Source organism: Ascidiimonas aurantiaca, assembly GCF_037646345.1.
Taxonomy (GTDB): Bacteria; Bacteroidota; Bacteroidia; order Flavobacteriales; family Flavobacteriaceae; genus Ascidiimonas; species Ascidiimonas aurantiaca.
The window spans coordinates 1-5,292 of sequence record NZ_JBBEWR010000030.1; the positions used below are offsets into that span (position 1 = coordinate 1).

General features: G+C 33.3%; 5 protein-coding genes. 1 reads left to right on the forward strand and 4 read right to left on the reverse strand.

The genetic code is table 11. From position 1 onward, the window contains the following. Positions 1 to 161: 161 nt before the first annotated feature. Positions 162 to 860 (reverse strand): hypothetical protein, encoded by a 699-nt coding sequence (locus WAO84_RS17000; protein WP_340067334.1) that lies wholly within the window; start codon positions 858 to 860, stop codon positions 162 to 164. Between the two features lie 361 nt (positions 861 to 1,221). Here WAO84_RS17000 and WAO84_RS17005 point away from each other — a divergent pair, with 361 nt between their 5' ends. Further along, on the forward strand, positions 1,222 to 2,190 hold the full coding sequence (locus WAO84_RS17005) for a transposase (protein WP_340067336.1): 969 nt from the start codon (positions 1,222 to 1,224) through the stop codon (positions 2,188 to 2,190). A 125-nt stretch (positions 2,191 to 2,315) separates the two neighbouring features. Here the strand turns inward: WAO84_RS17005 and WAO84_RS17010 are convergent, their stop codons facing one another. The 3 genes from WAO84_RS17010 to WAO84_RS17020 form a co-directional block, all read right to left on the reverse strand. Further along, positions 2,316 to 3,497, reverse strand: coding sequence for a C45 family autoproteolytic acyltransferase/hydrolase (locus tag WAO84_RS17010; protein WP_340067337.1), 1,182 nt, complete (start codon positions 3,495 to 3,497; stop codon positions 2,316 to 2,318). A gap of 235 nt (positions 3,498 to 3,732) precedes the next feature. Further along, positions 3,733 to 4,260, reverse strand: coding sequence for a JAB domain-containing protein (locus WAO84_RS17015; RefSeq protein ID WP_340067339.1), 528 nt, complete (start codon positions 4,258 to 4,260; stop codon positions 3,733 to 3,735). 146 nt (positions 4,261 to 4,406) lie between these two features. After that, on the reverse strand, positions 4,407 to 5,117 hold the full coding sequence (locus WAO84_RS17020) for a hypothetical protein (RefSeq protein WP_340067338.1): 711 nt from the start codon (positions 5,115 to 5,117) through the stop codon (positions 4,407 to 4,409). Positions 5,118 to 5,292: the final 175 nt, after the last annotated feature.

The window sequence follows — 5,292 nt, forward strand, 5'->3', positions numbered from 1 at the left end:
TATTGCAGGTAACGGTTTGGCTATGAGTTGCGTGGGTTAGCGGTTAACTTTGCAAGCCTGCCTACCGGTAGGCAGATACACACAGAGTTGGAAATTCCTGCGGAATTTCCAAAGTAGGCGAGAACCAGCCATTAATTATACACGGTGTTGCCAGTAGTTTTTTATTCATCAGTTCCTATATATTGTAATTCGTTTTCTGTCTTTGAAAGTTGAAAATGAATGTGAATAGTTCCATCTTCCATAGGTTCTTTTAGATAGTATTCTCGATTAAGATAATTCTCCGTTTCAAAATTCAATTCTTCAAAAGTGTCATAGTCCGCTGACGGGAAATTATTTTTAAAATCTACAATTTTTAAAAACCCGTTAGATTCTCTTATTTCCTTTGCAATTCTCGATTTGTCGGAATCCGAAATTTGAATTTTTAGAGTGTGTGCGTAGTCCATAAATCCGCCACTTTCATTTTTCAGGATTTTAAAATCGTCTTTCAATTCAATATTATGTTCCGATAATAATTTTCGTGCATCATTTTTGCTAAAAGTCCAGTCACTTATCCAAGGTGACATACATAATAGGATAAAACCTAAAGTCAAAAATGACGAGACATATTTTCCAATTTTCGGTCTTTTAAATATTCTAAAAGTCCAATAAGTCAGAAATATGATTTGAAAGACCAAAATAAATGGCCAAATAAAAATCACAAGAAATTCCAATCCCGCTAAAATTGTCCAAGCAATAATTATGCATAAAATAATTCCAGTTATAATTCCAGTTCGTTTATTTCCTTCTTTAAATGGAAGCCAAAAACAAAGGACTGTTAATCCTAATAAAACTAAACTTGATATGAGATTGAAGTGGTTCATTTAAATTACTGGCAACGGTTACGTATATGAAACGTTTGGCATTTCGAAGCACTTTCCTGTCAAGTTACAAGTACTTTTGATACGGGCTGACAGGTCCAGTAACTCACTGACTGCCAAATGTTTTATATACGATGTTATGCAAAGTCATTTCTTAAGTTTGATTCTCTATAAATTGATGTAATAATCAGAAAGAACAAAAGAGAGAATTAAGGTTACTATACACGGTGAAGCTTACGACTTCGACAACATTGATAATCCTCTCTCTTTTACTACTTAAATCACGTTCAGTTCTGTGAGACTTTAGATCTCGTTTTCAAGTTGTTGTGATACCAGTAGCTAGTTCTTTCATAAATCATTTCTTATGAATAAATATAAAGAAACTTATGGAGTTGACATCAGTAAGGATGTCTTTGATGTACATGGTAGTAACAAAGGTCACGACCAGTATAAGAACGATGAAACGGGATTCAAGAAATATCTTAAAGAATTACCTCAAGGTTCATTGGTGGTTATGGAAGCTACCGGTTATTATCATTATAGACTTGCACAGTTTCTTTACAAAAACGGAGTATTGGTTTCTGTTGTAAACCCATTGTCGATAAAACGTTTCATACAAATGAAACTGGCAAAGGTAAAGACGGACAAAAGCGATGCAAGGGCCATATGTGAATATGCCCTTATAAACGAAGTTCCGCTCTACAATGCTTTGACGGATACCCAGAGTGAGTGTCTACAGTTGTTCAGGTTATTGGATACGTATTTAAAACAGCGTACCGCAACTAAGAACAAGATACATGGAGAAGCTGTTTTGGGTATACCCTCAAAGTTTGTTTATCGTTCTTTGATACGTAACAAGAAGCAGCTCAATAAGGAAGTGGCAGCTATCGAATCAAAGATTTTGTCATTGGTAAAAGTGGATCAACAAGAACAATTGACCTTGTTGACTTCCATACCAGGAATAGGGCAAAAGACTGCGTTATTTTTAATAGTGGTAACTGATGGTTTTAGCAAGTTCGAAACGGCATCACAGCTATGTAGTTATGTTGGTATAACCCCAACGATACGTGAGTCAGGAAGCAGCGTAGGAGGTCGTGCACGAATAAGTAAGGTTGGTAATAGAAAGCTTCGCAATCTATTGTTTCTATGTTCTTTTAATGCTTGTAAACACAATAAGGCTTGCAAGGAAGTTTATGAGCGAATCGTGAACAAAGGAAAGAGTAAGAAACTAGCATTGATAGCAGTTGCTAACAAACTACTCAAACAGTCTTTTGCCATTGCAAAATCTGGTAGACCATATGATGAAACTTACGTTTCCATACTGCCAAGATAAAGAAGATAGATTAAATAAAAAAAGCTCAAAGAATCAAGTTGTTGAACCTATGAGCGTGGAATAATATTGTCTCAAATTAAGGAAGAATTTGTTTGTTTTTTACCTCAGTTCTTTGTTATGCAAAGTCATTTCTTTAGTTTAAATTCCATATATTTTGTTGAATCAGACTTGTTCAAAGAGATATACAGTCGATTATATTTTTTATTCAATTCCATAATTGTTATAGCAAACGTGTTTTGATTATATACTGGTTCTTTGGAAAGTATGTTCTTAATCGTCTCGGCATTAATAGTCGTATTTTTTGTCAACTGCCGATTTACTGTTTCTACTTTTTTGTCGGAAATTGAAATTGCTTCAGGAATTGTTCCATATAGATTTTTTAGATAATTGTTATAAAACGGATGGTATGAATTGTTCGTCAGCGGATTATTTCCGTGAAACGTGTAATATTTTGTGGAATCGGGCCAATATTCTTTTATTAGGTCTGTTGCACATTCTAATGAAATGATATTGCTTCTTGACACTATTATGTAATTTTGACCAGAAGCGTGCTTTATGGTCTTTATATAAGATACTGCATCATCAAATGTTTTTCTTTCCAAAACACCCCTTGAAACAAATGCGACAGGAAGTCCACTCAAAGCACTTTTAAGATTTGTCAAACTGTTTTCAGTAACACTTATATTTTCGTTTAATCCGTTTATTCCGATGTATCCAGCAAATGTGGTTACTAATTTCCTTGAATTTGAGTTTTTATCTTTAATATCTAATAATAATGGGAACTTGTGATAGTAAGTTGGTATGTCAATAGTTTGGGCATTCCAATTAGTTCCACCATCTTTTATAAAATTGTTTACTCCAAGAGAAGTGCAATGATGCGGCATTTTAATCAATCGAGCATTTGTCCAGATTTCATCTACTAGCTGAAATGCAAATATCGTGTTAAAATGAATCCCAGAGCCTTTGCTAATTCCTTTTACTTCATCGAAAAGTTCAGGTGTCCATTTTTTGATGGAAGGAATATAATTTGTAGAGTCAAGAAACATCTTTATGAAAGTATCGGCTGGCATTTGATATTTTGCTTCAATGTCTTGTTTCCACAAACCAATAAGTTCATTAATCTCTTTTCTTAAAAGTTTTCCGTGTTGCTCCCCGTTTTCAAAAGCGGTTCCATTTAAGTGCAGAATGGGTAAGTCGGTGTGGGTCGTATCAAGAATAACATTGTCCGAGACGGCTGATTTTGTTTCACAAGAAATAAATATTACAGGAAACAAAATTATTACAAGTATTTTAATCACTGTTTTCATTTAGTCTGTGTCATTGGGACGGTATTATAATTTTGCATAACGTCCACAGCTATGGTTAGTGCGGGAGTTAAAAGTAATGAATTTCCTTCTAATCACTTAGCCAAAACTTTTACTTTGTTTTATCTTTTCAGTTCTAAAGCCAAATTAAAGATTTGGCGGACTTAGTAGAAATTCTAGAGCTTAGACTTAAGAACTAAAACCCGCATTAATTATAGGTAATGTTAGGCACTGGCTTTTACTTTTTTCTCACTCTTAATTTTTCAACTTCCTCAATTGAAAGTCCTGTTGATAATGCAATCGTTTCGTTATCGACTCCGTTTCTTTTGAACTCTTTTGCTATTTCAACGGTTTTCTTTTTATTCGCAATTTCAGTAGCCTCTTTTTTAAACCTCTGTTCTAAAACATATTTAGGAACATACTTTGTGCTTTTTTTCAATTCGTCTAAAAGTCCAGTATCAGCAAAACTCAAATAACTTTTATTAGATATTATCAAACGGTCAAGAACCTCGGTGTCCACAATAATTCCAACTTGAATTAATCTATCAGACACATTTTTATCGCCTTCTGATGGTTTTAATTCTCCGCTTGGGTGGTTATGACATAAAATTATTTTTACAGCTCTTTTTTGCAATGCAAAGCTAAAAACCTCCATGGGCTCCGCTAATGTTTTATTTACGGTTCCTAAACTAACGAGTTCTATAAAAAGAATGCGATTGTTGTTTGCCAATCCAATAACCCAAAAGTGTTCTCGGTTTTGGTCAATTTTGTTTTATCTGAGTAAAACCTTTTGCATAATTCCGTATATGTCATCAGAATTCAAGATTTTAATTTTTTCCTCTTCTGTAAGTTTTATGTCCATAACATAAAAGTAGGATTTTTTAGTAGATTATTTAATACTAAAAGTATTCATTAACGAGTTTTCTTTTCTAATTTTTCTAATCTTTTTTGTAAATCAAGAAGCTTTTTATTTATAGATTTTAGTTCATTTATTTCTTTTGTTTGTTCTTTAATTTTTTTCTCTTGCTCAATAGTATAAAGTGTTAATTCCTCTATTTTTTGTAATAACTTAGCATCCATTTCTCCAAGATAAATTCCATTTTCAGCGACCTCTTTTGCGCTTGGAATATTTTTTAAATGTCCTTTTTCTTTGATTTGTTTTTCTACCTCAAAAAGTGTTGGTAATTTATAATCTTTTTCAAAAACAAAGTCAGACCAACCATTTGATTCTACTTTGACCTCTCTTGCTGCTATTGAGCCTTCTACTGCAAGTTTATGAGAACCTGTGGAATAAGTTCCAATACCTACATTTCCATTTTCTTTGAGGAAAAGACTGTATTTATAGTTTGGTAAATCATAATAAAATAACATCCCATGATATGCATTTCTAATCCCCATCTTATTTATCGATTCATTTGTAGGGTTTAAACTAAGTATTCCACTTTGCATTGTAATACTCCCGTTGACAGTTAGTTTTGAATCAGGATTTGTCGTTCCAATACCAATATTTCCGTTTTTATAGATAAAATCAGCTTTTAGACCAATCTCGGTTTGTATTTTTTCTTGCGCTTTAGTTCCAAAACTTATTCCGAGTAATGCAATAAATAAAATTTTTGTTTTCATGTGTTTATGATTCTGTTTTTATAGTTTCTATTCAGTTTAGCTTGTGCCTAACGGTCTAGTATAACCGTCAGTTACGGGTTTTAAGTTAATGTTTTTCGGTTAAGCACTGACGTTAGCAATTCCGAGTGGATTCGGACGTAGTCGAATCCGCCGTAATTGCGGTTATACATTGTTA

Excerpts from the sequence above, each read along its gene's own strand:
- WAO84_RS17000 (WP_340067334.1), bottom strand. The coding sequence starts at position 860 with ATGAACCACTTCAATCTCATATCAAGTTTAGTTTTATTAGGATTAACA.
- WAO84_RS17005 (WP_340067336.1), top strand. The coding sequence starts at position 1,222 with ATGAATAAATATAAAGAAACTTATGGAGTTGACATCAGTAAGGATGTC.
- WAO84_RS17010 (WP_340067337.1), bottom strand. The coding sequence starts at position 3,497 with ATGAAAACAGTGATTAAAATACTTGTAATAATTTTGTTTCCTGTAATA.
- WAO84_RS17020 (WP_340067338.1), bottom strand. The coding sequence starts at position 5,117 with ATGAAAACAAAAATTTTATTTATTGCATTACTCGGAATAAGTTTTGGA.